The 23,220-nt window shown below is 67.5% G+C and carries 21 protein-coding genes and 2 pseudogenes; 8 read left to right on the top strand and 15 right to left on the bottom strand.

All coding sequences use genetic code 11. The features are described from left to right. Positions 1–217 precede the first annotated feature (217 nt). Positions 218–1,462: a dicarboxylate/amino acid:cation symporter gene (locus IEX61_RS00465; RefSeq protein WP_054672620.1), complete on the top strand. Its 1,245-nt coding sequence runs from the start codon at positions 218–220 to the stop codon at positions 1,460–1,462. An 87-nt stretch (positions 1,463–1,549) separates the two neighbouring features. Here IEX61_RS00465 and IEX61_RS00460 read toward each other — a convergent pair whose 3' ends face one another. Continuing rightward, positions 1,550–2,392, bottom strand: coding sequence for a TrmH family RNA methyltransferase (locus IEX61_RS00460; RefSeq protein ID WP_188816501.1), 843 nt, complete (start codon positions 2,390–2,392; stop codon positions 1,550–1,552). 5 nt (positions 2,393–2,397) lie between these two features. Continuing rightward, complete coding sequence (locus IEX61_RS00455; RefSeq protein WP_188816500.1) at positions 2,398–3,051, bottom strand: potassium channel family protein; 654 nt, start codon at positions 3,049–3,051, stop codon at positions 2,398–2,400. Between the two features lie 180 nt (positions 3,052–3,231). Here IEX61_RS00455 and sspI point away from each other — a divergent pair, with 180 nt between their 5' ends. Then, positions 3,232–3,459 carry a small acid-soluble spore protein SspI gene (sspI, locus tag IEX61_RS00450; RefSeq protein WP_054671914.1) on the top strand — a complete coding sequence of 76 codons (228 nt, stop codon included), beginning with the start codon at positions 3,232–3,234 and terminating at the stop codon, positions 3,457–3,459. A 112-nt stretch (positions 3,460–3,571) separates the two neighbouring features. Here the strand turns inward: sspI and IEX61_RS00445 are convergent, their stop codons facing one another. Together IEX61_RS00445 and IEX61_RS00440 are read right to left on the bottom strand one after the other, a co-directional pair. After that, the gene (locus IEX61_RS00445; protein WP_188816499.1) at positions 3,572–4,525 is read right to left on the bottom strand and encodes a COX15/CtaA family protein; all 954 of its coding nucleotides are present in this window, start codon (positions 4,523–4,525) and stop codon (positions 3,572–3,574) included. A 138-nt stretch (positions 4,526–4,663) separates the two neighbouring features. After that, a pseudogene (locus IEX61_RS00440) lies at positions 4,664–5,720 on the bottom strand (M42 family metallopeptidase). Positions 5,721–5,960: 240 nt separating this feature from the next. On the opposite strand from IEX61_RS00440, the gene dapD reads away from it, so the two are divergent. The 3 genes from dapD (at position 5,961) to IEX61_RS00425 (ending at position 9,152) form a co-directional block, all read left to right on the top strand. After that, positions 5,961–6,671 (top strand): 2,3,4,5-tetrahydropyridine-2,6-dicarboxylate N-acetyltransferase, encoded by a 711-nt coding sequence (dapD, locus tag IEX61_RS00435; RefSeq protein ID WP_054671907.1) that lies wholly within the window; start codon positions 5,961–5,963, stop codon positions 6,669–6,671. 13 nt (positions 6,672–6,684) lie between these two features. Further along, the gene (locus IEX61_RS00430; protein ID WP_188816498.1) at positions 6,685–7,914 is read left to right on the top strand and encodes an aspartate aminotransferase family protein; all 1,230 of its coding nucleotides are present in this window, start codon (positions 6,685–6,687) and stop codon (positions 7,912–7,914) included. Between the two features lie 101 nt (positions 7,915–8,015). Next, entirely contained in the window at positions 8,016–9,152 is a 1,137-nt protein-coding gene (locus IEX61_RS00425; RefSeq protein WP_054672898.1) for an N-acetyldiaminopimelate deacetylase, read from the top strand. Positions 9,153–9,336: 184 nt separating this feature from the next. Here IEX61_RS00425 and IEX61_RS00420 read toward each other — a convergent pair whose 3' ends face one another. Together IEX61_RS00420 and IEX61_RS00415 are read right to left on the bottom strand one after the other, a co-directional pair. Beyond that, positions 9,337–10,050 (bottom strand): SDR family oxidoreductase, encoded by a 714-nt coding sequence (locus IEX61_RS00420; RefSeq protein ID WP_188816497.1) that lies wholly within the window; start codon positions 10,048–10,050, stop codon positions 9,337–9,339. A 133-nt stretch (positions 10,051–10,183) separates the two neighbouring features. After that, on the bottom strand, positions 10,184–11,320 hold the full coding sequence (locus tag IEX61_RS00415) for a zinc-dependent alcohol dehydrogenase family protein (protein WP_188816496.1): 1,137 nt from the start codon (positions 11,318–11,320) through the stop codon (positions 10,184–10,186). A gap of 170 nt (positions 11,321–11,490) precedes the next feature. On the opposite strand from IEX61_RS00415, the gene IEX61_RS00410 reads away from it, so the two are divergent. Next, on the top strand, positions 11,491–11,667 hold the full coding sequence (locus tag IEX61_RS00410; RefSeq protein WP_157057945.1) for a hypothetical protein: 177 nt from the start codon (positions 11,491–11,493) through the stop codon (positions 11,665–11,667). A 344-nt stretch (positions 11,668–12,011) separates the two neighbouring features. On the opposite strand, the gene IEX61_RS00405 is transcribed toward IEX61_RS00410, so the two are convergent. The 4 genes from IEX61_RS00405 to IEX61_RS00390 form a co-directional block, all read right to left on the bottom strand. After that, positions 12,012–12,995: an ROK family glucokinase gene (locus IEX61_RS00405; protein WP_188816495.1), complete on the bottom strand. Its 984-nt coding sequence runs from the start codon at positions 12,993–12,995 to the stop codon at positions 12,012–12,014. A 16-nt stretch (positions 12,996–13,011) separates the two neighbouring features. Beyond that, positions 13,012–14,124, bottom strand: a complete 1,113-nt coding sequence (locus IEX61_RS00400) for an ABC transporter ATP-binding protein (protein ID WP_188816494.1) — start codon at positions 14,122–14,124, stop codon at positions 13,012–13,014. Positions 14,125–14,239: 115 nt separating this feature from the next. After that, positions 14,240–15,313 (bottom strand): YheC/YheD family endospore coat-associated protein, encoded by a 1,074-nt coding sequence (locus tag IEX61_RS00395; RefSeq protein WP_188816493.1) that lies wholly within the window; start codon positions 15,311–15,313, stop codon positions 14,240–14,242. Positions 15,314–15,407: 94 nt separating this feature from the next. Then, positions 15,408–16,481 (bottom strand): M42 family metallopeptidase, encoded by a 1,074-nt coding sequence (locus IEX61_RS00390; protein ID WP_188816492.1) that lies wholly within the window; start codon positions 16,479–16,481, stop codon positions 15,408–15,410. A gap of 146 nt (positions 16,482–16,627) precedes the next feature. On the opposite strand from IEX61_RS00390, the gene IEX61_RS00385 reads away from it, so the two are divergent. Then, on the top strand, positions 16,628–16,966 hold the full coding sequence (locus IEX61_RS00385; RefSeq protein ID WP_054672297.1) for a DsrE family protein: 339 nt from the start codon (positions 16,628–16,630) through the stop codon (positions 16,964–16,966). A 16-nt stretch (positions 16,967–16,982) separates the two neighbouring features. Here IEX61_RS00385 and IEX61_RS00380 read toward each other — a convergent pair whose 3' ends face one another. The 4 genes and pseudogenes from IEX61_RS00380 to IEX61_RS00365 form a co-directional block, all read right to left on the bottom strand. Continuing rightward, on the bottom strand, positions 16,983–17,825 hold the full coding sequence (locus IEX61_RS00380) for an inositol monophosphatase family protein (protein ID WP_172673577.1): 843 nt from the start codon (positions 17,823–17,825) through the stop codon (positions 16,983–16,985). A 190-nt stretch (positions 17,826–18,015) separates the two neighbouring features. Then, a complete protein-coding gene (locus IEX61_RS00375; protein WP_054672300.1) occupies positions 18,016–18,585 on the bottom strand; it encodes a biotin transporter BioY in 570 nt (189 codons plus the stop codon). A gap of 148 nt (positions 18,586–18,733) precedes the next feature. Continuing rightward, positions 18,734–19,168 carry a YugN family protein gene (locus IEX61_RS00370; protein WP_054672292.1) on the bottom strand — a complete coding sequence of 145 codons (435 nt, stop codon included), beginning with the start codon at positions 19,166–19,168 and terminating at the stop codon, positions 18,734–18,736. Between the two features lie 135 nt (positions 19,169–19,303). Then, positions 19,304–19,510, bottom strand: a pseudogene (locus IEX61_RS00365) (SelT/SelW/SelH family protein); the annotation flags it as partial. A 227-nt stretch (positions 19,511–19,737) separates the two neighbouring features. Here IEX61_RS00365 and IEX61_RS00360 point away from each other — a divergent pair. Continuing rightward, positions 19,738–21,156, top strand: a complete 1,419-nt coding sequence (locus tag IEX61_RS00360) for an RsmB/NOP family class I SAM-dependent RNA methyltransferase (RefSeq protein ID WP_188816491.1) — start codon at positions 19,738–19,740, stop codon at positions 21,154–21,156. On the opposite strand, the gene IEX61_RS00355 is transcribed toward IEX61_RS00360, so the two are convergent. Then, on the bottom strand, positions 21,116–23,149 hold the full coding sequence (locus IEX61_RS00355) for an amylo-alpha-1,6-glucosidase (protein WP_188816490.1): 2,034 nt from the start codon (positions 23,147–23,149) through the stop codon (positions 21,116–21,118). The genes IEX61_RS00360 and IEX61_RS00355 overlap by 41 nt on opposite strands. Positions 23,150–23,220: the final 71 nt, after the last annotated feature.

Here is a 23,220-nt window from a genome sequence, read left to right as displayed (position 1 = left end):
CGGTTTCGCATCCGGCACGCATCCCCCGCGTAAGCGGGCCCCATCGCGCCTAATTGGGATTGAGAATCTTTCTCTTCACCACCAGTATAGATGCCCGCTCCGGACGCGTCAATGATCGCCTTCGCCGAACCCCGCCTCCCGTGGACGTCCGGTTGTGATCGAAACCATTTTCAAATAGAATGAAAAAGAAAAACCCCCCGGCGAAGGGAGGCACGTCATGAAGCTGACCACCAAGATCCTGATCGGCATCCTTTGCGGACTGGCAGCCGGGGTCGGGCTGCAAAGCGCTCCGGCCGGCCTTGCCCAGCCCCTCGTCCAATACGCGCTCCAACCCATCGGCGACCTGTTTCTGCGGGCCATCAAAATGCTGGTGGTTCCCTTGGTCTTTTTCTCCGTCATCTCGGGAACAGCCAACGTAGCCAACCCGAAAACCCTGGGGCGAATCGGCGCGAAAACGCTGGCCCTTTACCTGATCACCACGGCCCTCGCCATCACCCTTGCCCTGATTGCCGCCAACCTCACCGATCCCGGTACCGGCGTCCCCCTCGACCGCCAACAGGCCGGGAACGTCGAAATCAAGGAAGCGCCGCCCGTTACGCAAACCCTGCTCTCCATCATCCCCACCAACCCGATCGACGCCTTGGCCAACGGCGACATGCTGCCAATCATCGCCTTTGCCCTGTTCGTCGGCTTGGCCATGGCCTCGCTGGGCGAGCGCGTCCAGCTGTTGCGCGACGCGTGCGAACAGGCCAACGTGGTCATGATGCGCCTCGTGGACGCGGTGATGAAGCTGGCCCCCTACGGCGCCTTCGCCCTGATGGCGGTGGCCATCACCAAAGCCGGCCTCGACCTCATCGGCAGCATGTTCGTCTACCTGCTGACCGTCATCGGCACGCTGCTGATCCACGCGGGCGTCGTCTACAGCCTCATGGTCCGTTACCTGGGCAAGATGAGCCCGCGGACCTTCTTCAGGGGCATGCTCCCCGCCATGGAAGTGGCCTTCGCCACCAGTTCCAGCTCGGCCACCCTGCCCGTCACGATGGAACAGGTGGAACGGGAGCTGCGGGTCCCCAAGTCGGTGTCAAGCTTTGTCCTCCCGGTGGGCGCCACCATGAACATGGACGGTACGGCGATCATGATGGGCGTGGCGTCGGTCTTCATCGCCCAGGCCTACGGCGTCGACCTGACCCTGTGGCAACAGGCCACCATCGTCCTCACCGCCACCCTCGCCTCCATCGGCACCGCCGCGGTGCCCAGCGCCGGGCTGGTCATGCTCACCATGGTGCTCACCGCCGTGGGGCTGCCGGTGGAAGGCATCGCCCTGGTCATGGGCGTTGACCGCCTCGTGGACATGTGCCGCACGGTGGTCAACATCACGGGGGACGCTTGCGTGGCCGTCTGCGTGGCTTCCGGCGAAGCGGAGGCCGAACCGCTCGCGGTCGACCGCGAGCTGCCCGCGTAGTTCCCGACACCCCCGAGCCCAAAGATCAACGCGCGGCCGATGGCCGCGCGTTTTCGCTCCTTCCCCCGTCGTCCACACCGTCCGTGCTCATCCCCCCGCCTTTCTCCACTCCGCCGAACCATGCTCCCGCCTCCGCTGCCGCACCGCCTCAAACAGGAGCACCCCCGCGGCCACGGCCACGTTGAGCGACTCCGCCCGCCCCGGCATGGGAATGGTCACCGTGCCATCCGTCCTCGCTGCCAGGTCAGGCGACACGCCGCTCGCCTCGTTGCCCACCACAAAAGCGGTCGGCCGCGTATACAGGGCCGGATCGTCGTAACGCGCACCGGAAAGCGCTGCCGCCCACACAGTCCATCCGGCCTTGCGCAGCGCCGCCACCACCTCCTCCAGCGGCGCGGCAAAGACCGGCACGTGAAAGAGGGAGCCCATTGTGGCGCGCACCGTTTTGGGATTGTACGCGTCGGCAGAGCCAGTGCCAAGGAACACCGCATCGGCGCCGGCGGCGTCGGCGGTGCGGATGAGCGTGCCCACGTTGCCGGGATCCTGCACGGCGTCAACCAGGAGAACCAGACCGCGCGCCGACGCGTTCGCCGCTTCGGCCAGCCACAACCTCCTGTCCCGCTCCGGGATGCGCGCGATGGCCAACACGGCCTGCGGCGTCTCCGTTGTGGCCAGGTGGGCGATGACTTCAGGGGTACAGGCCACCCAGCGAGGTCCCTCGGCGCGCCCGGCCCATTCCGCCAGCTCTTCCGGCAACGGCCGCGTCTCGTCCCACAACACATGGGTAACCGGCGCCCCCGCCGCCAGCGCCTCCGCCACCACGTGCGTGCCCTCGAGCAAAAACAGGCCGGCGCGCTCGCGCCCCTTGCGCGTGTGCAGTTTGCGCCACGCCCGAACGCGCGCGTTTTGCCGCGAAACGATCCGTTCCATCGCCTTCACGCCTTGTCCTGCAGCCGGCGCAAATCGTCGTTGCGTCCCACGACGACGAGGATGTCGCCGCTGCGGATCACGTCGTCGGCCCGCGGGGCGATGTTGATCCGCGTTCCGCTCTTGATGGCCAACACGTTGCAGCCAAACTTGGCCCGAATGTCCAGCTCGCGCAGCGTCTTGCCGTCCATGTTGTCCGAGGCCACCACTTCGGCGATGCTGTAGTCGTCGGCCAGCTCGATGTAGTCGAGGATGTTTGGCGACACGAGATGGCGGGCCACCCGCACGCCCATATCCCGCTCGGGGAAGACCACTTCGTCGGCGCCAATTTTGTAGAGCACCTGCCCGTGGCGATGATTCTGCGCCTTCACCACAATGTGCGGCACGCCCAGCTCTTTGAGGATCAACGTGGCGAGAATGCTCGCCTGGATGTCGGCCCCGATGGCCACCACCACAACGTCAAAGTTGCGAATGCCCAGGGCCTTGAGGGCTTCCTCATCCGTCGCGTCGGCCTGCACCGCGTGCGTCACATAGGGCAGGGCTTCCTGGATGCGGTCCTCGTCGCTGTCGATGGCCAACACCTCGTGGCCCAGCTCCGTCAACGTGCGCGCGACGCTCGAACCGAAGCGACCCAGTCCAATCACGGCAAACTGTTTCGGCATGTCAACCCCCTCTTTCGCTCCTATTGTACCGCAATTCCCCGGCCGATCCCCCTCTCCCGCGCGAATTGGCGCGTCCGATCCCTCCGCACCGCCCGGCGAAAGCCGCGCATTCCGCGTAAACGCGTGCGCAAGCGGGCAGGATAAACGCCCAGGAGTCTGCCACAAAAGGAGGCATGTCCCGTGCGCATCGAAGACCTGGACCTGCGCCAAGCCGTGTTGCACAACCTGCGCGGCGCGACCAGCGAAGAGCTGCGCGAGATGATCACCGACGCCATCACAACGCGGGAGGAGAAGGCGCTCCCCGGGCTCGGCGTGCTGTTTGAACTCCTGTGGACCCATTCAAGCCCCCAAGAACAGCAGCACATGCTGTCCACGCTGGAGGCGCAGGTCAATCCGCCCAACGCTTAGGGAGCTGCGCACCCGCACGGCTGAAACGAGAAAAGCGGCCGAAACGTCGGCCGCTTTTCGTTTCTTTGCCCCCTCAAGCCCGGGCGGCCGGTTGGCCCCCGCAGGCCTTCTCTCAGCCGCGGAAGGGGAGCGCTTCGCCGTGCGCGGCCGGAGACACCCCCCGGACGGTGCGGGCTTCGCGTCCATCCCAGGCCTGCAGGGTCATCCAGACCAGCACGCCAAACAGGGCCGCGACAAGAACGGTGTGCACCAGGGCGACCAACAGGTTCAGCCCGGTCAACACGACCAACCCGCCGCTGACTACCTGCAGCCCCGTCAGGACAAGCGCCACCCAACCGGCCCACCGCAGATCGCGCCGATCGCGCAGCGCCCGCTCCGCCATGACCACGATGGCCACCACCAAGGCGAAGAGCACGAGGGCCGCCACCCGATGCAGGAACTGGATGGCGATCTGCCCGGTGAGGGGCGGAATCAGCCGGCCAAAGTTGAGCGGCCAGTCCGGAATGGCCATGCTCGACCCGGTATGGCGCACCAAGGCCCCCAGGTAGACCACGACATAGGTGTAGGCCGCCGTCCCGGCAACGAGCCAAAGGAAGCGCCGCGGCACGGACGCCCTCCCCCCGCGCCTTTCCTCGCCGACGAACAGCTGGATGGCGATGAGCAACACACTGGCAAAGGCGGTGAGGGAGATGCCAAAATGGAGGGCCATGACAAGATCGGATTGATCCCACACCACCGCCGCCGCGCCGAGCAACGCCTGCACGAAGGTGGTGAGCAGGGCGCAAAAGCCGAAGAAGCGCACCCACGGAATGTGTCCCGCCCGGCGCCACGACCAGACCACCGTGGCCAACAAAAGCGGCGTGATCAGGGCCGTGACGAGGCGGTGGCTCCACTCGATGATCGCCTCCAGCTCAAGCGGCGGGAACAGGCGCCCGTTGCACAGGGGCCACGAGTCGCCACACCCGTCGCCGGAGCCCGTCTTCGTGACCAGCGCGCCGCCAAGGAGCAAAAGCAGCATGCCGATTGTCGTGGCAACGGCCAGCAGCTTCAATCCACGCGAAACCATGGCGACAACACCCCGTCCCACTTGGTGCAAACCTTTCTCCCTTAACCATACCACAGGGGACGGGGTGCGTCGTTAGGGGACTTCCGGATTGTTCACCAATTCGGCAAAAACGCCTGGACAGCGGGCCCTCGGGGCCGATCAATACGCCTTCAGCTTGGCCACCGTCTTGGCATCCAGCCGCTGGATGAGCGCCACCAAAAGGCGCACGGTGCGCTCGACGTCGTCGCGGTGGAGGATCGCCGCGTGGCTGTGGATGTACCGCGTTGGAATGGAGATGGCAATGGACGGCACGCCCTGCCCCTGCAGGTGGAAGCGCCCGGCGTCGGTGCCGCCGCCCGGCATGGCGTCGAACTGGATGGGAATCCCCAGCTCCTTCGCCGTGTCGATCACGAGATCGCGCAAGCCCGTGTGCGGGATCAGCGTGGCGTCAACGATGAGCACCTGCGGACCGCCGCCCAGCTTGGCCAGGGCCTCGTCCTTGCTCACGCCTGGCGTGTCGCCGGCGATGCCCACGTCGACCGCAAACGCCACATCGGGCTCGATCAGGTTGGCGCTCGTCTGGGCGCCGCGCAGGCCCACCTCTTCCTGCACCGTCCCCACGGCGTACACCGTATTCGGGTGCTCCTTGTCCTTCAGCTCCTGCAGGACGAGGGCCGCCACGGCGGGCCATGAGCAGTTTCTCGTTTTTCATCACCGTGAACGGGCAGATCGGCACCACCGGATCGCCGGGGCGAATGCCGAAGGATTCGGCCTCTTCCCGGCTCGTCGCTCCCACGTCAATGAACATGTCCTTGATTTCCACCGGCTTCTTCCGCTTCTCTTCTGGCAGAATGTGCGGCGGAACGGAACCGATCACCCCTTCGATCGGGCCGTTGCGCGTGATCACGTGCACGCGCTGGGCCAAAAGCACCTGGCTCCACCAGCCGCCCAGGGGCTGGAACCGCAGGAAGCCCTCGTCGGTGATGCGCGTCACCAAAAAGCCGACCTCGTCCATGTGCCCGGCGATCATCACCTTGGGCGACGCGGCCGTTCCCCGCTTCTCGGCCACCAGGCTGCCCAGGTTGTCGGTGTACACCCGATCGGCCAGCGGGGCCATGCGGCGCGCGAGAATCTCCCGCACCGGCCCTTCAAAGCCCGGCGCCCCCGGGGCCTCGGTCAGCTCTTTGAACAGCTGGAGCGTTTCGTCCCACACCATCGCGACCTTCTCCTCCCTGTCATGTTCCTTCGCGCGCTCGCGGGGCTTGTCCACGGCGCGTGCGGTGCAACCACCACCGAACCAAGCTTAGTATACCAAATGTGCCCAACCTCCACACCTGGACCGTCGTTTCTTCCCCCAAAAATTGTGAACGTTTCGATGGCTGCAAGCCGACCGGCCGCACCGCGCCCGGCGGCGTGATATAATAGCCCATATACCACCGTTTGGGGAGGAAGGACGATGCAGCTGCACAACGCCGAGGACATCATCGCCTTTATCAAGAACAGCGAGAAGAAAACGCCGGTGAAGGTGTACCTCAAAGGAAAGCTGGAGGAGATCGACTTCGGGCCGAACGTGAAGGCGTTTTTGTTCGGACAAGCCGGGGTACTCTTTGGGGACTGGAAGGAGATCCAGCCCCTTCTCGAAGCCCATCGGGACAAGATCGAGGACTATGTCGTGGAAAACGACCGCCGCAACTCGGCCATCCCGCTCCTCGACCTGAAGGACATCCCCGCGCGCATCGAGCCGGGGGCGATCATCCGCGAGCACGTGACCATCGGCAAAAACGCCGTCATCATGATGGGGGCGGTGATCAACATCGGCGCTGTCATCGGCGAGGGCACGATGGTCGACATGAACGCCGTCGTCGGCGGGCGCGGCATCATCGGGAAGAACTGCCATATCGGCGCCGGGGCGGTGATTGCCGGGGTGATCGAGCCGCCGTCGGCCCAGCCGGTGGTGATTGAGGACGACGTGATGATCGGGGCCAACGCCGTCATCCTTGAAGGCGTGCGCGTGGGCAAGGGCGCCGTCGTCGCCGCCGGGGCGGTGGTCATCGAAGACGTGCCGCCGTACACGGTGGTGGCCGGCGTGCCGGCGAAGGTGATCAAGCGCATCGACGAGAAGACGCGGGCCAAGACGCAGATCCGCGAAGAACTGCGCCAACTGTAAGCGGGAGGGCGCCATGGCCGAACGCGTCGATTGGAAAACCCTGGACCACACCTACCTCCTTCCCACCTACAACCGCCTGCCCATTGCCATCGCCCGGGCAAAGGGCAACTACCTGTACGACACGGAGGGCAACGCCTACCTCGACCTGTTCACCGGCCTGGCCGTCAACGTCCTCGGCCACGGCCACCCGACGGTGCTCGCGGCGCTGCGCGAGCAAGCTGACGCGTTTCTCCACATCTCCAACCTCTTTCTGAACCCGCCGGCCATCCGCCTGGCCCAGCGCCTCGTGGCCTGCACCTTCCCCGGCAAGGTGTTCTTCACCAACTCCGGGGCCGAGGCCACGGAGGCGGCGATCAAGCTGGTGCACAAGTGGGCCCGCAGGCGCGGCGACGGCCGGGAAGGCTTTGTCGTGCTCAAGAACAGCTTCCACGGCCGCACCCTCGGCGCCCTGCGCCTGACGCGCCAGCGCGCCGTCCAGCAGGATTTCCCGACGCCGCCCGTCCCCGTCTACGAAGTGGAGCCGGAGAATCTCGCCCAGGTGGAAGCGGTGCTGCGGGCGCATCGCCCGGCCGCCGTCCTCGTCGAGCCCGTGCTGGGCTCCGGCGGGGTGATTCCCCTGTCGGACGGCTACCTGCAAGCCCTCGAGGGGCTGTGCCGGGCGCACGGCGTCCTCTTCGGCGTCGACGAGATCCAGACGGGCATGGGGCGCACCGGCACCCTTTTTGCCTACCAGCAGGCCGGCGTCACGCCGGACTTCCTCCTCTTCGCCAAGGGGGTCGGCGGCGGGCTGCCCCTCGGCGGCGTCATCGCCGGGGAAAAGCTGGCCGACGCCTTTGCGCCCGGCGACCACGGCAGCACCTTCGCCCCGTCCCCGTTGAGCGCGGCGTGCGGCAACGCCGTCCTCCAGGTGCTCCTGGACGACGGGCTTCTAGAAGAGGGGCGCCGGGCGGCGGCGTACCTGCGCGAGCGGCTCGAGGCCCTCTGCCGCGCCCATCCCGACGCCTTCGAACCCGTGCGCGGCAAGGGGATGATGCTCGGCCTGCCGATGAAATGGCCGGCCGAGGCGGTTCGCGCCCTGCAGCAGGCGCTGCTCCGGCAGGGCTTTCTCTTCGACGTGACCCAACGAACCGTCATCCGCCTGCTGCCGCCGCTCACCCTCGCCCCGGACGAAGTGGACGCCTTTGTGGCCGCCCTCGACGCGTGCGTGCGCCAAGGCATGCCCGTCCCCGGGCCGACCGAATGAGCGAAGCGGGCCTTCCCTTGCGCGGGGACGGCCCGCTTTCGCGTTTCTCGCCGCGGTTTCATGCTACAATGAGGAAAAATCCGCGCGAAAGGAAGACACGCATGAGCAACACCGCGCTGTCGCCGTTTGTGGACATCCGCCGCAAGCTGCACCAGATTCCCGAACCGGGATTTGCAGAGGTGAAGACGCAGCGGTTCCTGCTCGACTACCTGGCCGCGCTGCCGCCGGAGCGCCTGGAGATCGCCACGTGGCGCACCGGCGTGCTGGCCAAGGTGAAGGGCACCGCCCCCCGGCGCATTCTGGCCTGGCGGGCGGACATGGACGGCCTGCCCATTGACGAAGAGACGGACCTGCCCTATCGCTCCCAGCATCCCGGCTACATGCACGCCTGCGGCCACGACATGCACATGGCCATCGCCCTCGGCGTGCTGACCCACTTCGTCCACCACCCCGTCCGCGACGACCTCCTGTTTGTGTTCCAGCCGGCCGAGGAGGGGCCCGGCGGCGCCCGGCCGATGCGGGAAAGCGAGCCGTTTCGCCGCTGGCGGCCGGAGGCCATCTTCGCCCTGCACATCGCGCCGGAGTACCCGGTGGGCACCATCGCCACACGCCCCGGCGTCCTCTTCGCCAACACGTCGGAGCTGTTCATCGAACTGGTCGGCCAGGGCGGCCACGCCGCCTTCCCCCACCGCGCCAACGACATGGTGGTGGCCGCCTGCCACCTCGTCACCCAGCTGCAGACGGTGGTCTCCCGCAACGTCGACCCCCTCGAGGCGGCGGTGATCACCGTGGGCAAGATTGAGGCGGGAACGAAGCAGAACATCATCGCCGAGCGGGCGCGCCTGGAAGGGACGATCCGCACGCTGTCGGCCGACGCCATGCGGCGCATCAAGGAACGCATCGAGGCCCTCGTCGCCGGCATCGAGGCCGGGTTCGGGTGCCGGGCAACCCTCGACTACGGGGCGAGCTATTGCCAGGTGGACAACGATCCGACCCTCACGCGGGAGTTTCTCGACTGGGCCCGCGCCCGGGGCGACGTGCGCGTAGTGGAGTGTCCGCCGGCGATGACCGGCGAGGATTTCGGCTACTTTCTCGAGGAGATTCCCGGCTTTCTCTTCTGGATCGGCGTGGGCTCGCCCCACGGCCTGCACTCGTCCCGCCTCGATCCCGATGAACGGGCCATCGACGTGGCCATCCGCCTGGTGACGGCCTATCTCGGATGGAAAGCGTCCGCCTAGCGCGGCGGGTTGCGCACCGTTGCGATTTTTGCAAAACGTTAACCGTTTGGCAACACGGCGCTCACGGTTTGCGCATACGATGAAAACCGGATGCTCCCTCCAAACCGGGATGAAAGGGTTTCCTCACCTCCCGTTTCCCTGCCGGTGCAGGGTTCTTTTTTTGCCCAACCCGTAGACCCGGACCTCAATACTCCTGGATCATCGGATGCAGCATGATCTCGTCGATCTGCGCGTGGGGCGGCGCCGCAACCATGGCCAGCACGGCGCGGGCGACGTCGTCGGCCTTGAGCCAATCGGCCTTGCGCGGGTCGCCCTGCACCGAGCCAGCAAAATAAGTGTCCGTCATCCCGGGCAGAATAGCCCCCACCTTGACGCCCTTGGCGCGCACCTCCTTGCGCAGCACCTCGGTGAGCGCCTGCAGCCCAAACTTGCTGGCGCAATAGGCGGCGCCGTCGGGAATGGTCCGCCGCCCGACGTCGGACGAGATCATGACGATCTGCCCGCGTCCCCGCGCGATCATGCCGGGCACGACGGCTTTGCAGAAGAGGAAGGGGCCGGTCAGGTTGACGTCAAGGACGCGCCGCCATTCGTCGGCGGCAACCTCCCACGTCGGCTTAAAGAGGCCGATGCCGGCGTTGTTCACAAGCACGTCGATTGCGCCCCAGCGCGCCTCCGCCTCGCGCACCGCGCGGACCACGTCCTCCTCGCGCGTCACGTCGCCCGCCAACACCAGGGCATCGCGTCCCGCCGCGCGCACCCGCCCGGCCACGCGGGCCAGGTCGCTCTCGTTGCGGGCAAACAGCGCCACGTCCAGTCCCGCTTCCGCCAATGCTACGGCCACCGCCTCGCCGATGCCGCGGCTGGCTCCCGTTAGCAGCGCCGTCCGGTACCCGTTCATCGGCAATGCCTCCTCCCCTTGCCGTTCCGTGCCCGGTCACTTCCGTGTCGACCCTCGCGCTGGCGAAAACACCAGGCTCTATTCAGCATACCGCGTTTGTCCGGGACATGAAAGCTCGTCCACGATGCGCCCCTCACCTGCCGGTATGCGGGAGGAGGATTTGCCGCACGGCTTCGCCTTGCGCCAGGCGGTCAAACCCCTCGTTCACCTCGTCAAGGCCGATGCGATGGGTGATCAGCCGGTCAACCGGCAGCTTGCCCGCCCGGTAGAGACGCAGGAAGCGCGGCAGGTCGCGCCGCGGCACCGAAGAGCCCATGTACGACCCGCGCAGGGTGCGCTCTTCCGCCACCAAGCTGACCGCCGGTAGGGAAAGCTTGGCCTCCGGATGGGGCAGCCCAACCGTCACCACCGTGCCCCCGCGCCGAACGGCCCGGTACGCCTGCTCCAGCACCTCGACGCGCCCGGCGGCCTCAATGGCGTAGTCGGCCCCGCCGCCGGTGAGCTCCTGCACCGCGCGCACGGCATCTTCTTCCCGACCGTTGACCACGTGGCTGGCTCCCAGCGTTTGGGCCAGCTTCAGCTTCTCGGGCCGAACGTCGACGGCGATGATCGGCTCGGCGCCGGCCAGCTGGGCGCCCATCACCGCCGCCAGGCCCACGCCGCCCAGGCCAAAAACGGCCACGGCGCTGCCCGGCTCCACCCGCGCCGTGTTCACCACCGCCCCTACGCCCGTCAGGACGGCACAGCCGAACACGGCGGCGATGTCGAGGGGGATGTCGTCGTCAATTTTGACCAGCGACGCTTCGGAGACGACGGTGTACTGGGAAAAGGCCGACACCCCCAGATGGTGATGAACCGGCTGCCCCTGGCGGCGGAAGCGCCGCGAGCCGTGAAGCAGCGTCCCCTTGGCGTTGGCGGCGTTCCCCGGCTCACACAGGGCCGGCCTTCCCGTCGAACAGGGTAGGCAGCGCCCGCACATCGGCACGTAGGAGAAGACCACGGGATCGCCCGGCTTGAGGCCCATCACGCCCGGCCCAACCTCGCGAACCACGCCGGCCGCCTCGTGCCCGAGCACCATCGGCGTGGGGCGAGGCCGGCTGCCGTCGATCACCGAGAGATCGGAATGGCACAGTCCGGCCGCGCGCACCTCGACCAGCACCTCGCCGGGACCGGGTCCCTCGAGGTCAAGCTCCTCCACCACGAGAGGCCGCGTTTCCCGGTACGGAACCGGACGCCCCATTTCCAGCAAAACCGCTGCACGCGTGCGCATGGATATCCCTCCGCTTCCGTGGATTTGATAAAGGAGAGTCCGAACATTGCGAATTCGGCGCGAAAGGCAGACCGCCCATCGGAGGCATGGCTTCGGACGCATAGTTGCGTCCGTTTGGGACACGGTAACAACAGAGGAACGCATCCCGCAACGCGAAAGGAGGAACGGCCATGGTCGCGCGCCATCCCTTCGGCGTTCCGGCGCGCATGCGCATGCCCAACATCGGCAATCCGACGGGCATCCCCGAGATCCAGCCGCCCGGGCGCATTGAAGTGAGCCCGCCGGAACAGCCGGACCGCATCGCCCCGGATCGCGACACCGATCGGCCGGCACGGGAACGGACGTAAGCGTACGCAAGCGCTGTGTAAGCAAAAAGCCCCGTGGTGAACGGGGTTTTCGCGAAACGCTTTATGTGAGCGGAAAAACCTGTTAAACTTGAAAATGGAGGCAACAAGGGATGGAGTCTCGCCTGCCTGAGTCTCCACGAAAGGGGGTGAGACTCCATGCGAGATCGCGATCTCCATGTCGCGGTTCTCGTCCTGATGATCCTCACCCTCGTGGTGGAGATCATCCGCCTCGCCGTCGGTAGATAGACGGCCGCGGTTCGCTGCCACGAACCTCGGCCCCTACCAGGCAGGCGAGAGGGCCCTTGTCTGCCTCCATTATTGCATCTTATGTCGAACGCGTCAATTTATGCGAAGCGCACGTCCACCTGCTGCATGGCCAGGCAGGCAGCCCCGATGAGCCCGGCGTCGTTGCCGAGCTCAGCCGGCACCACGGGCCGCTTGGCCACCGCCGGCAGGGCGTACGCGCGGTACGCCTCCCGCAGCGGGGCAAAGAGAAGCTCGCCGGCGTGCGAAACGCCTCCGCCGACAACGATGCGCTCGGGGTTGAGCAGGTTGGCCGCGTTGGCCAGGGCCAGGCCCAGCGTTTGCCCGGCATGGGCGAGGATGGCCTGCGCCACCCCGTCGCCGGCTTGGGCCGCCTCGACCACGTCGCGGGCGGTGAGCGCGCCGTTTTGGGCGAGGGCCTCCGCTAGGCGCGCCGAACGGCCGCTTTGCGCCGCCGCCGTCGCCTCGCGGATGATCGCCGTGGCCGACGCCTCCGTCTCGAGGCAGCCGGTCTTGCCGCAATTGCACCGGTGGCCGCCCTCCGGCCGCACCGTCACATGGCCGATTTCCCCTGCCAGGCCATCGGCGCCATGATGGACGCGTCCGCCGATCACCACGCCGCCGCCGACGCCGGTGCCCACGGTGATGACCAGGAGGTCCTGCGCCCCCCTGCCGCCACCGGTCCACGCTTCGCCGAGGGCGGCCAGGTTGGCGTCATTGTCGACGGCCACGGGAAGGCCGGGCAGCCCGGCCACCAGCCGGTCGCGCAGCGGGACGTTCTCCCATCCCAGGTTGACCGCCTGGATGACCACTCCCCGCTCCACATCGAGGGCCGGCCCCGGCACGCCCACGCCGACGCCGCCCACCGCTGCGCCGGCGTCATCGGCCACGCTTTTCAGCTCCACGATGAGGTTCACCAGCCGCTCGAGCACGCGGTCGGGCCCCTCATGGGTCGCCGTGGGGATCTCGCGCTTTTCGACGATGCGCCCCCCTTCGTCGACGACACCGGCCTTGATCGCCGTCCCCCCAATGTCCACGCCGATCCACAGCCGCTTGCCTGCCATCGCGCAACCGCCCGCCTCACACCGCAATCCGCTCTTCCGTTTGCACGTCAAAGAAGTGCAGCTTGTTCGGGTCAAAGGCCAAGCGCAGGTTGTCCCCGACCTTGACCGCCGAGCGGGCGTCGACGCGCGCGGTGATGGTGTTCTCGGTGCCGATGTCCAGGTGCAGGAAGCGCTCCGATCCGGTCAGCTCCGTCACCTCGACCCGCGCGTGGAATTGGCTGTCCGGTGCCGACTCGAGGAACAGCGGCTCGTCGTGAATGTCTTCCGGACGAATGCCGAGATAAATCTCCTTGCCGGTATACCCTTTGGCCTTGAGGCCCTTGGCCTTGCCATCGGGCACGACGATGTCCAGCGCGCCGGCCTTGAAGCGCACCCGGTCGCCCTCTTCCACCAAGCCGCCCTTGACAAAGTTCATCGGCGGCGACCCGATGAACCCGCCCACGAAGACGTTGGCCGGGTAGTCGTACACCTCCTGCGGCGTGCCGACCTGCTGGATGACGCCATCCTTCATGACCACGATGCGCGAGGCCATGGTCATCGCTTCCGTCTGGTCGTGGGTCACGTAGATGAACGTCGTCTGCAGGCGCTCGTGGAGCTTGAGGATTTCGGCGCGCATCTGCACGCGCAGCTTGGCGTCCAGATTGGACAGCGGCTCGTCCATCAAGAACACCTGCGGTTCGCGCACGATGGCCCGGCCAAGGGCAACGCGCTGCCGCTGGCCTCCGGAAAGCGCTTTCGGTTTGCGGTCAAGGTATTGCTCAATGCCGAGGATGCGCGCCGCCTCGCGCACGCGGCGGTCGATTTCGTCCTTCGGCACCTTGCGCAGCTTCAGCCCGAAGGCCATGTTCTCGTACACGTTCATGTGCGGATACAGGGCATAGTTTTGAAAGACCATGGCGATATCCCGGTCCTTTGGGGGCACGTCGTTGACCAGGCGATCGCCGATGTACAATTCCCCTTCCGTGATCTCCTCCAGCCCGGCGATCATGCGCAGCGTGGTCGACTTGCCGCAACCGGACGGGCCAACAAACACGATAAATTCCTTGTCGTGAATCTCGAGATTAAAATCCTTTACCGCGACGACATCGCCATACCGCTTCCACACATGAACGAGCTTGACGCCTGCCATACCCCTACGCTCCTTCCTTTTGCGCAAAGATTGTCTCTTCTCATCATAACACAATCTTTTCGCGCCCCCGAACGTCAATTCCTGTTCGGCATCCCGCGTTCGGCAGAATCTTTCGTCATCGATGGCACAGACGGGCCGCATAGCGAATGGGGTTTTCCACCACGGCTCGCGCCCCCGCCCGGTCGCCGATGCGGGCATACAGGGCGCGCCCGGGCTTGGAGTTGACCTCGAGCAGCCACAGCCGGCCGTCCCCGTCGATCCCCACATCCAGGCCCAGCTCAAACAGCGGGCCAAACGCCTGCTCCACCGCCCGGGCCACCGTCAGGGCCAGCTCGCGCAGCTCCGCTTGAATGCGCGCCCGTTCCGCCGGATCCAGCGGCTTCAGCAGCGCGGCAAGGGGCACGCCTTGGCCGCCGCCGTGCAGGTTGGAGGTGGCGCTGTCCCGCGGACCCACCCGCCCGCCGGCGGCGACGAGCTCCCATGCGCCGGCGGCGTTCTTTTGCACAAACGCCCGCACGTCGGCCACCCGCCCGTCCCACTGGAGCAGGTTGATGCCCTGCTGCACGACAAACCGGCGGCCCGCCGTCCACCGGTCGAGGAACGCCGCCGCGTCGCGCGCACGCGAAAACACCCGGTAGAAAACGCCGTTGCGCATCGTCCGGCCGCGAATGCGCAAGCCGCCGCCGAAACGCTCCAGCAACAGCACCCCCGCACCGGACGTGCCCACCGAGGGTTTGATCACCGCCCGCCCGTGCCGCGCCAGCAGGGGTTCCACCGATGCCCACCCGGCATACAGCACCGTCTCGGGCAGCCACCGCGCCGCGGCCGTGCCCACAAGCCGCCGGTACACCGGCCACTTTCCCGGCAAGGCGACGCCAAGAAGGCGCACGCCGTGCCGCCGCAACGCGCGCAGGGCCACGCGCGTGCGGCGCATCTCCTCAGTGCCCAGACAGCGGCAGCAGTCCATCACGAGATCGGGGAACGGGAAGGGCGCCCGTTGCCACCGCCCGCCCTTCCACACATACCCCGCAATGCGGCCCCGGCGCCAATCGATGTCGCGGGGCGAAAAGACGAACACGTCCAATCCGACGCGTCGCCCCACTTCGCAGTACTGGCGAAACAGCCCCGGTTGGGACAGCGGATTGCCCCGGCGGACGCTGTGGCACGACAGAATGCCCAGGCTTGGCATGGCCCATCTCCTCTCGCCGTTCTTCTCCGATCCCATTGTATGACGGGGCGTTCCCACGCCAAGCCGGACCCCGTGCCCCGAACCGCCCGCGGCCTTAGGCGTACCGTCGAATCGCCTCCACCGTCGCGCGGTCCAAGCGGCGAATCACGGCGAGCAGAAGGCGCTTGGCGGCAAGAAGATCGCCGACGTCCACAATGGCCGCATGGCTGTGGATGTAGCGCGCGCAGACGCCGATCACCGCCGAGGGCACGCCCGTTCCGGACACGTGCACGCGGCCAGCATCGGTGCCGCCCTGGGAGATGAAGAACTGGTACGGGATCCGTTCCGCTTCGGCCACGTCGAGCAAGAAGTCGCGCAGCGCCGGATGGGCGATCATCGTGCGGTCATACAGGCGGATGAGCGCCCCGCCGCCCAGCTTGCCAAACCCGTCGTCCACCCCGGGGGTGTCGCCGGCCGGGCTGCACTCCAGCGCGAAGAACACATCCGGCCGGATGCGGTTCGCCGCCGTGGCCGCCCCGCGCAGGCCCACCTCCTCCTGCACCGTCGCCCCGGCGTAGAGGGTGTGGGGGAGCGCCTCGCCGGCCACTTCCTTGAGCAGCTCAACGGCCAGGCCGCAGCCGAACCGGTTGTCCCACGCCTTGGCCATGAGCCGCTTGCCGCCGGCCAGCTCGGTAAACGGGCACACCGGCACGATCGGCTGGCCGGGCCGCACCCCGAGGGCTTCGGCCTCCTCCGCGCTGGCGGCGCCGATGTCGATGAACATGTCCTTGATCTCCACCGGACGCTTGCGCCGCTCCTCCGATAGCAGGTGAGGCGGAACGGAGCCGATGACGCCGCTCACGCGTCCCCGTTCGGTCACGATCTCCACCCGCTGGGCCAAGAGCACCTGGTTCCACCAGCCGCCGAGGGGCTGAAACTTGACGAAGCCCTGTTCCGTCACGCGGGTGACCAAAAAGGCCACCTCGTCCATGTGGCCGGCCACCATCACCGTCGGGCCGCCCTCCGGCCCGCGGCGCACGCCGAAGAGGCTTCCCAGATGATCGGTCACCACGTCGTCGGCATAAGCGGACAGATGACGCCGCAGAATAGCCCGCACCTCGTCCTCAAAGCCAGGTGCGCCGGGCGCCTCCGTCAATTCGCGGTACAACTCCACCCAGACCTTCTCCATGAGCCGCACTCCTTTCGCCACGCCGTTGATCTCGATCGCCTGCTCGGATGACTTTTCTGGCAGTTCCCACGCCTCGCCGGAACCGCTCCCTAGGCAACGGGCATGCCCTGGGGTATACTGGGCAATGAAAAGGAGGAGGGGAATCGATGAAGGACAAGGTCATCCTCGTCACGTCGGATCAATTCGGAAAGGGCGACGCCGAGCTCGGCGAAACGGTGCTCGAAACCTTCTTCGCCCTGCTCAAGCAGCAGGAAGAACTGCCGGCGGCCGTGTTTTGCGTCAACCGCGGCGTCTTTGCCCTGACGGAACAGTCGCTGGCCGCGGTGCACCTGAAGGAGCTGGCGGAAAAGGGCGTTCCCGTGCTGGCGTGCAAAACCTGCGTCGACGCCTACGGCTTGGAAGGGAAGCTCATCGCCGGCGAAATCTCCACCATGAAGCATTTCCTGGAGCTGGCCGCTCGGTACGCGGTGCTCACCATCGGTTAGGCCCGCCGGATTCCCGTCAGGAATCCTGGCGGGCGTTTCTTTCGCCGCCCTTATCGGCCAAGGACGGTTCCAGGTAGCCGCGCAAGGCGCGGTAGATCGCCGGCGCGCCGGCGAGCACCGTGGTTCGGCCCTCCAGGGACAGGGGCTTGCCGTCCACCGTCGTGACCATCCCGCCGGCCTCCTTTACGAGCAACGCGCCGGCGGCAAAATCCCATGGCGACAGCGACGGCGAAAAGTATCCGTCGAGGCGCCCGCACGCCACATAGGCCAGCTCCAGCGCCGCCGCCCCGTACAGGCGCATGCCGCGAACGCGACGACCCAGCTCGCGGATCTTGTCGGTGAGGCCGAACCGCTCGGCATAGCGCGACCAGAAGAGCGACGTGACGACCAGCGCCTCCTCGAGGCGGTCGGCGTTTGGCCGCACGCGGATGGGCCGGCCGTTCAGCGTGGCCCCCTCGCCGCGGCGGGCCTCAAACCACTCGTCGCGCAAGGGGTCGTAGACGATCCCCACGAGGCCCTCGCCGCCCTGGTACACCGCCAGGGAGAGGACAAAGTTGATCCGCTGGTGCACGAAGTTGGTCGTCCCGTCGATGGGGTCGATCACCCACAGCGGCACATCGGGCGAGGGGGCCTCGGCGCGGGTGAAGACCCCTTCCTCGCCGAGAATGCCGTGATCGGGAAACGCCCGAAGCACCCGCTCGACGATCATGCGCTCCACGGTCCGGTCCACTTCGGTCACGAGGTCCCCGCGTTCGGACTTGCGCATCGCCTCGATCGGCTCGTGCAGGCGCCGGCGCACGTAGTCGGCGGCTTCGCGCACCGCGTCTCGCGCGACGGTCGCAAGGACTGCAAGGTCCATCGTCATCCAACACCCTTTCCGCATCCTACCTCTTACAGTATAACCCCTCCGCGCAATGGCGCAAAGAAAACGGAAGGAGGCTCGTCCGCGCCGCCACCGCCAAAACGTGGGGCGCAAACGAGCCTCGCCGCGACGTGACGCGCTGTGGGGCGCTCGCCCATTCGTTCCCGTCGGCGCGGCGACTGCCTGCTTAGGCTTGGCCCATTGGCACGCCGCCAAGCCGCTGACGCACCGGATAAGCGCGACGGATGGCAGCAGCCAAGAGGGCGGCAAGCACCGCCTTCAGGACGTCACCCGGAATGAAGGGGAGCACCCCGTTCACGAGCGCCTGCACCGGGGTCAAGCTGGCCACCACCGCCAGCCACGACGCCCCCAAGACATATTCGACGACAAGGCCGCCGGCGGCGATGGCCGCAAAGAGCTTGGCCGGGCCAACGGGACGCCCGCCCTTCTCAAACCGCTCCACCAGCCAGCCCGTCACCCCCGCGGCCACGGGAAAGCCCAGCACGTACCCGCCGGTGGGGCCCAAGAGCGCGCCGATGCCGCCCTTGCCGGACGAAAGCAGCGGCAACCCCACCGCCACGAGGAGCACGAACAGGGCCATGGAAAGAAAGCCCAGTCGCGCCCCCAAGAGGGCGCCGGCCAGCATCACCCCGAGGGTTTGGCCCGTAATCGGCACCGGGGTAAACGGCAAGGGTATGGCCACCTGCCCCAGCACGGTCACGAAAGCGAGAAACAGCGCCGCAACCACCAGGCGCATCAAGCGAAACGTTGACGGTCGCATCTCCCCATCCGCCTCCTTTGTTCGACGGCGATCCGGCGCACCGGTTTATCCCTGCGCGCCTACGATCTCACCTCCAGCATAAAGAGGCAGCGGGTTTTTCGTCAACCAGTTTTGTTCACAAAGTTTACTTTTCTGCCCCGCGTTCGGCAAGCGCCGCGTCGAGGGCCGGCGAGACGCGCGCGAGCACCGTGCGCCCCGCCTCCACCCACTCCGGCGTCACGCTGCCGTCGCGCTCGCGCGGAGGAGAAAACTGGTTGAGAAACGGGTTGGGAATGGCCTCCGCCCGGTCGATGTGGGAGCCGAGGTGCACCACGTGGTTGAGCACAAAGGGCGTGCCGAGGCGCACGCGGGCGTCGTCCTGCCCGATGGTCCCCTGTTCGGCGGTGACGGGAACGCGCAGGTAGACCGTCTCGCCCTCCGTGCGCGCCAGCTCCCGGTCAAAATAGGCGTGGTCGTACTCCCACCCGCCGCCCAGGACGAACCCCTCGCTCTCGAGCACGGCGCGAATTTTCCCGTACTCCCCGCTGCACCCAGCCAGGGCCCATTCCAGTTCGACCATGGTCTCCCTCCTTTGGCGCACAAAAGGGCGCCGGCGTGGTCGAATGCGGCGTGTCGCCGCTAGTCTGTCCCACGTCCGGCGCCGTTATGCACGCCAGGGCTTCGTTCCGCCCACTCGGCGCTATGGTACAATGGGTCAGGACGCGTCCGGTTCGCCGAGATGCGCGCGAATGAGGCGCAGCACCTCGCCGTCTTCGGGGAAGCGGCCCGTCTCCAGCTTGGAATAGACCCGTTTGTCGTCGACGGACACCTCAAAGCGTCCCCCCGACGAGGGAATGAGCGTCACCGTTTCCAAACGCCCCTTGAGCCCGTCGAGCAGTTCCGCCGTCACCCGGACGGCGTGGGGCTCGTAGCTTCAAAGGGTGCAGTACTCCAGCGTGATCCGATGTTTGGCCATGGGACATCCCCTCCTTCTCCCCGTTCACAACGCGGCAGAACTCGTCTTCGCGTTGGTACACACGAGTATACCAAAACCTGCCCGCGTCCAGCAGGGTCTTCTGCCGTAGGGACGGACGCGTATCTTCAGCGCTCCCCTATAGTTCTTTTTCCGATGCGAAAGGAGCGGTTTGGGTGGAAACGAAACTCCCTCCCGCCTTTCTTCAGCGCATGCGCGCACTCTTGGGCCCGGCGGAATTCGAAGCCTTTGTGGCCAGCTACCGAAAGCCGCGCACCCACGGCCTGTGCGTCAACACGCTGAAGATCGCCCCGGACGAGCTGGCGCGCCGCCTGGGGCTTTCCCTTGCCCCGGTGCCGTGGTGTCCGGAAGGCTTCTCCTGCGACGAAGCGGCCCAGCCCGGCAAGCATCCCTATCACGCCGCCGGGCTGTACTACCTGCAGGAGCCCAGCGCCATGGCCGCGGCGGTCCTCCTCGACCCGCAGCCCGGCGAGCGCGTGCTCGACCTGTGCGCCGCCCCCGGCGGCAAGACGACGCACCTGGCCCAGCGCATGGGCGACCAGGGCCTGCTCGTGGCCAACGAGATTCACCCGGCGCGCGTCAAGGCCCTGGTGGTCAACCTGGAACGGTTCGGGGTGAAAAACACCCTCGTGCTGAACGAGTCCCCCGACCGGCTCGAGGCGCGCTTTGCCGCCTTTTTCGATCGCATCCTGGTGGACGCGCCCTGCTCGGGGGAAGGCATGTTCCGCAAAGACCCGGACACGATCAAGGAGTGGGACGAAAAGCAGCTTGAGCCCCACGCCCGGCGGCAGCTGGCCATCTTGCGCAGCGCGGCGGCCATGCTGCGCCCCGGCGGACGGCTCGTCTACTCCACCTGCACCTTCGCCCCCGAGGAGAACGAGCGGGTCATCGCCCAATTCCTGGACGAACACCCGGCCTTTGACCTGGTGGCCCCGCCGCCGGCGCCCCATTTCGCGCCGGGCCGCCCGGAATGGGCGGACGGCCGCCCTGCCCTCGCGCGCGCCATGCGCCTGTGGCCCCACCGCGTGCGCGGCGAAGGGCATTTCCTCGCCCTGCTGGAAAAGCGCCCGGATGCAGGTGAACCGGAGCCCGAAGCTGAAGCTGCCGCGGACAGCCGGCGCCGCATGCGCCCGCGCCCAACCGGCGCCGTGGCCGACGCCGTCGCCCTGTACCGGCGCTTTGAAGGCGAGGCCCTGACGCGGACCGTCGACGGAGACTTCGCCCTGGTTGGCGCCTTCCTGTACCGCCTGCCCGACGACCACGACACGCTGCCCGACCTCGGCGGGCTGCGCATCGTCCGTTTTGGCTGGCCCCTCGGCGCGGTGAAGAAGGACCGCTTTGAACCGGGGCATGTGCTCGCCCTCGGCCTGCCGGGCGACGCCTTCCGCCGGCGCGCCGACTTCGCCGCCGACGACCCGGCCGTGCGGGCCTATCTGCGCGGCGAGCCGCTGACCCGGGCGGGCGAGGCCGGCTGGACGGTGGTCACCGTCGACGGCTTTCCGCTCGGTTGGGGAAAGCAGGTCGGCGGCCAGCTCAAAAACCACTATCCGAAAGGCTGGCGCTGGCCGGACTGACGTCCTCCACCCACGCCCGCAAGAGTTCGGCCACGCTCCACGCCTGGGCGATGCAGCCGCCGGGACGGTGGGGGAAGTCGCCGTCAAACACCTCGGACACGCTGCCCACACCGGCGTCGGCCAGGTGGGCGGCAAAGCCCTCCAGCCAGGAGCGGGTCAGGGCCACTTTGGCCGGATCGTCGCCGTAGACGCGCAGGAAGGCGCGGATGAAGGGCCCAAGCAGCCACGGCCATACCGTTCCCTGGTGGTACGCCGCGTCGCGCGCCCAGCGGTCGCCCCCGTACGTCCCGCGGTACTGCGGGTCGTGCGGGGCGAGGGTGCGCAGCCCGTACGGCGTGAGCAGGTGTCGCCAAACGGCGTCGACGACGCGGCGCTGCTTGTCGGGCGGCAAGATCGGGTAGGTCAGGGACACGGCGAAGATCTGGTTGGGGCGCAGCGCAGGGTCCTTCTCGCCGCCGTCGCCGACGACGTCGTACAAGTACCCCCCCTCTTCGTTCCAGAAGGCCTCCTCAAAGGAGGCCTTCGTTTTTTCGGCCAGGGCCGTAAAGGGATCCTCCTGGCCGCAGGCGCGGGAGAGGGCCCCCATGATCCGCAGGGCGTTGTACCACAGGGCCTGCACTTCCACCGGCTTGCCGCCGCGCGGCGTCACCACCCAATCGCCCACCTTGGCGTCCATCCACGTCAGCTGCACCCCCGGCTCCCCGGCCCGCACCAGGCCGTCGGCATCGACGCGGATGCCGTGGCGCGTGCCCTTGAGGTAGCCATGCACGATCTGGCTCATCGCGTCGAGGAGGTGGTCGCGCAGGAACGCGCCGTCGCCGGTGTGCTTCCAGTACTTGGCCGCCGCCTCAAAGAACCACAGCGGGGCGTCCACCGCGTTGTACAGCGGCTCCTCCCCGCGGTCGGCGAACATGTTGGGGATGAGTCCGTCACGCACGTGCCGGGCATAGGTGAGGAGGATCTCGCGCGCCACCTCCGGCCGCCCCACGGCCAGCGTCAATCCGGGCAGGGCGATGAGGGCATCGCGCCCCCAATCGTTGAACCAGGGGTACCCGGCGATGACGCTCGTCGTGCCGGTGGTCTCGCGGAACACGAGGAACTGGTCGGCGGCCACCGCCAGGCGGCGCCACAGCGGATGGGCAAAGCCCGCCGCCTCGGCCAGACGGGCGCGCCGCGCCGCTTCCGCTTCCACGAGCGTGGTTGGATCGGCGTAGGCCTCCGCCGCCGCGCGCGCCGAATCCGCCGCGCCGTCGCCAAGGGCCAGCACCAGGTGCACCTCGTCCCCGTCGCGCAGCTCGGCGCGCCACGTCCCCGGCACCCAGCACGCCTCCACATGGCCGCCCTCGCCGCGCCGCTCCTCCTCGGGATAGCGCAGCTTGCGCCGCTCGGGATGCGCGTCAAAGGTTCCGCGGGTGGCGAGAAGGAGGGCCGCCTTCTCCAGCACCTCAAGGCGCACGGCCAGGACAAATCCGTCCCCCGTCGGCTGCAGGTGAACGGAAAACCGCCCTTCCTCCGGCGCGAGGGTGGCGTGATGATCGCGGCCAGCCACATGCGGGCGCACGGTCAACGCCACGGAGCGGCCCGCGCCGCCGATCACGCGATAGGCGACCACCGTGGCGTTTTCGCCGTGCACCATGGCCACGCGCTTGACCACCGTCACGTCGCCCACAGCGAAGGTCCACGTCGGAAAGGGGGTCAGGGCGAACTGGCGAAAGCACGCCAGTTCAGGGGTCTCCATCCCGCCCGGAACAAAGGCGCCGGACAGCCGGTGCGGCCGACCGTCGACCCACAGCGCCTCCTCCAGGTGCGGGACGAGATTCACCCGGTCCGTCGGCGGACGCAGCGACGCCGTCAGGTACCCGTGATACTTGCGCGTCGGCATCTGGCCCACTGTGTTCATGGCGTAGCCGCCCAAGCCGTTCGTCTCCAGCCACTCCCGCCGCGTCGCCTCCGCCACGTCGGCGAAGGCGTCCGGTCCGAGAAAGACCGTCATCCCCATCGCCTCCTTCACATCGCCGTCTGCCGCAACGAAAACGCGGGGGCCATGCCCCCGCCTGGCCATGC

Origin of the sequence: Calditerricola satsumensis, assembly GCF_014646935.1 — a bacterium.
Classification (GTDB): domain Bacteria; phylum Bacillota; class Bacilli; order Calditerricolales; family Calditerricolaceae; genus Calditerricola; species Calditerricola satsumensis.
Note: the sequence above shows the minus strand (reverse complement) of the source record. Positions and strands in the feature narration are given on the sequence as shown.

Excerpts from the sequence above, each read along its gene's own strand:
- IEX61_RS00465 (WP_054672620.1), top strand. The coding sequence starts at position 218 with ATGAAGCTGACCACCAAGATCCTGATCGGCATCCTTTGCGGACTGGCA.
- IEX61_RS00460 (WP_188816501.1), bottom strand. The coding sequence starts at position 2,392 with ATGGAACGGATCGTTTCGCGGCAAAACGCGCGCGTTCGGGCGTGGCGC.
- IEX61_RS00455 (WP_188816500.1), bottom strand. The coding sequence starts at position 3,051 with ATGCCGAAACAGTTTGCCGTGATTGGACTGGGTCGCTTCGGTTCGAGC.
- IEX61_RS00445 (WP_188816499.1), bottom strand. The coding sequence starts at position 4,525 with ATGGTTTCGCGTGGATTGAAGCTGCTGGCCGTTGCCACGACAATCGGC.
- dapD (WP_054671907.1), top strand. The coding sequence starts at position 5,961 with ATGCAGCTGCACAACGCCGAGGACATCATCGCCTTTATCAAGAACAGC.
- IEX61_RS00430 (WP_188816498.1), top strand. The coding sequence starts at position 6,685 with ATGGCCGAACGCGTCGATTGGAAAACCCTGGACCACACCTACCTCCTT.
- IEX61_RS00425 (WP_054672898.1), top strand. The coding sequence starts at position 8,016 with ATGAGCAACACCGCGCTGTCGCCGTTTGTGGACATCCGCCGCAAGCTG.
- IEX61_RS00420 (WP_188816497.1), bottom strand. The coding sequence starts at position 10,050 with ATGAACGGGTACCGGACGGCGCTGCTAACGGGAGCCAGCCGCGGCATC.
- IEX61_RS00415 (WP_188816496.1), bottom strand. The coding sequence starts at position 11,320 with ATGCGCACGCGTGCAGCGGTTTTGCTGGAAATGGGGCGTCCGGTTCCG.
- IEX61_RS00410 (WP_157057945.1), top strand. The coding sequence starts at position 11,491 with ATGGTCGCGCGCCATCCCTTCGGCGTTCCGGCGCGCATGCGCATGCCC.
- IEX61_RS00405 (WP_188816495.1), bottom strand. The coding sequence starts at position 12,995 with ATGGCAGGCAAGCGGCTGTGGATCGGCGTGGACATTGGGGGGACGGCG.
- IEX61_RS00400 (WP_188816494.1), bottom strand. The coding sequence starts at position 14,124 with ATGGCAGGCGTCAAGCTCGTTCATGTGTGGAAGCGGTATGGCGATGTC.
- IEX61_RS00395 (WP_188816493.1), bottom strand. The coding sequence starts at position 15,313 with ATGCCAAGCCTGGGCATTCTGTCGTGCCACAGCGTCCGCCGGGGCAAT.
- IEX61_RS00390 (WP_188816492.1), bottom strand. The coding sequence starts at position 16,481 with ATGGAGAAGGTCTGGGTGGAGTTGTACCGCGAATTGACGGAGGCGCCC.
- IEX61_RS00385 (WP_054672297.1), top strand. The coding sequence starts at position 16,628 with ATGAAGGACAAGGTCATCCTCGTCACGTCGGATCAATTCGGAAAGGGC.
- IEX61_RS00380 (WP_172673577.1), bottom strand. The coding sequence starts at position 17,825 with ATGGACCTTGCAGTCCTTGCGACCGTCGCGCGAGACGCGGTGCGCGAA.
- IEX61_RS00375 (WP_054672300.1), bottom strand. The coding sequence starts at position 18,585 with ATGCGCCTGGTGGTTGCGGCGCTGTTTCTCGCTTTCGTGACCGTGCTG.
- IEX61_RS00370 (WP_054672292.1), bottom strand. The coding sequence starts at position 19,168 with ATGGTCGAACTGGAATGGGCCCTGGCTGGGTGCAGCGGGGAGTACGGG.
- IEX61_RS00355 (WP_188816490.1), bottom strand. The coding sequence starts at position 23,149 with ATGACGGTCTTTCTCGGACCGGACGCCTTCGCCGACGTGGCGGAGGCG.